Source organism: Providencia sp. PROV261, assembly GCF_028477945.1.
In the GTDB taxonomy this organism is placed as follows: domain Bacteria; phylum Pseudomonadota; class Gammaproteobacteria; order Enterobacterales; family Enterobacteriaceae; genus Providencia; species Providencia stuartii.
Genome location: NZ_JAMPMC010000095.1, coordinates 1 through 1,744, shown reverse-complemented (window position 1 = coordinate 1,744; position 1,744 = coordinate 1). Strand labels below are relative to the sequence as shown.

General features: G+C 48.2%; 2 protein-coding genes. One reads left to right on the top strand and one right to left on the bottom strand.

Annotation, left to right across the window (positions count from 1 at the left end; translation table 11 throughout):
• Positions 1–76: 76 nt before the first annotated feature.
• Positions 77–502 (bottom strand): IS200/IS605 family transposase, encoded by a 426-nt coding sequence (tnpA, locus tag PR675_RS20775; protein WP_061064539.1) that lies wholly within the window; start codon positions 500–502, stop codon positions 77–79.
• Between the two features lie 56 nt (positions 503–558).
• Here tnpA and PR675_RS20770 point away from each other — a divergent pair, with 56 nt between their 5' ends.
• Positions 559–1,713, top strand: coding sequence for an RNA-guided endonuclease InsQ/TnpB family protein (locus tag PR675_RS20770; protein WP_272582978.1), 1,155 nt, complete (start codon positions 559–561; stop codon positions 1,711–1,713).
• Positions 1,714–1,744 lie beyond the last annotated feature (31 nt).

The following is a 1,744-nucleotide window of genomic DNA, read 5'->3' as shown; positions in this document are numbered from 1 at the left end:
AGCAAAATCCGCCGTAAACCCTCGCCCAATGCGGGCGGGGATATAAGGCGAAAAGCCCGCTGGGCTTTAAGGCAGGCTACTCCGGCGTATTCTGACTGAGCACATACGCTTTGAGCGTTTCTATCGTGGCACCACCTGCACTACAGGCAAAGTATGAGCGAGACCACAGCAGCCCAGTTTTGCTCTGCATCCGCAAGTGGGTATTTTGCTGACGGAGCAGGCGCGACGATACCGATTTTAAATTATTGACCATCACGCTGACAGCTAGCTTTGGCGGATACGCTATCAGCAGGTGGACATGATCTCGTTCGCCATCCATCTCGATAATTTCGCACTCCAACTTTGCCGCAGCCGAACCAAAAGCTTCACGTAACTGAGCGATCATCTGCCCGTCAAACAGCTTACGGCGGTATTTTGTCGTAAAGATTAAATGCACAACCAGCTTACTTACACTATGCCGTTTACGAAGAAAGCCTTCGAGAGATTCGTGTTGATTACTCAATTGAATTTTTCACTTAACGTGTTAAAATAAATGAAGTATATCAATGAGCGCTGAATATGTTAAGAGCTACAAAAGTACGCATATATCCGACACCAGAACAAGCTGAGTATCTCAATGCCCAGTTCGGTGCAGTTCGTTTCGTGTACAACAAAGCTCTGAATATTAAAAAGCAGGCTTACCAGCGTCACGGCGTAAATTTAAACCCACGTAAAGACCTCAAGCCACTGCTTGCAGTAGCGAAGCGATCACGCAAATATGCCTGGTTGAAGGAATATGATTCGATCGCGTTGCAGCAGGCGGTGATCAATCTGGATATCGCTTTTTCCAACTTTTTCAATCCGAAGCTAAAAGCCCGTTTCCCGTCGTTCAAACGCAAACATGGAAAACAATCGAGCTATCACTGCGTTGGGGTGAAAGTGCTGGATGGAGCAGTCAAAATCCCGAAAATTCCGGCGATTAAAACACGGTTGCATCGTGAAATTACCGGCACGTTGAAAAGCATCACATTGAGCCGCAGTGCAACGGGGAAATACTATGCCTCGCTACTATGTGATGACGGGATGGAAGAGCCATCAAAGCCAACGTTGATATCAAATATCACAGGTCTGGATATGGGGCTGACGCATTTTGCCATAAAATCTGATGGCGCTAAGGTTGCTAATCCCCGACACCTTATCAACGCCAGCCGGAATTTACGGCGCAAACAGAAAGCCTTATCACGTAAGAAAAAAGGTAGTGCAAATCGCAGGAAAGCCCGCATACAGGTTGCGGGTGTCCATGAGCGGGTAGCTAATGCCCGCGCTGATTTTCAACACAAACTCTCTCGCGCAATTGTTGACGAAAGCCAAGCGGTAATTGTAGAGACGCTGAAATCGGCAAATATGATGAAGAACCACCATCTGGCACGAGTGATAGGCGATGCCGGATGGAGCGGATTTATCTCAAAACTGGAATACAAAGCAGCAGAGAAAGGTGTTCATGTGGTGAAACTGGAACAATGGTTCGCCAGTTCGAAAACCTGTCATTGCTGTGGTTACAAAATGCCGGAAATGCCGTTGAACAGGCGTATCTGGCAATGTCCCGAATGCGAAGTTGAACATGACCGCGATATCAATGCGGCGATCAATATACGGCAAAAGGGCATGCTGGAATTATGTGCGGCGGGACTCGTCGTGCCTGCCCATGGAGGCCAGCGTAAATCCGTCATATAGACGGTTGCGGCCAACGAAGTGGGAAGCCTCG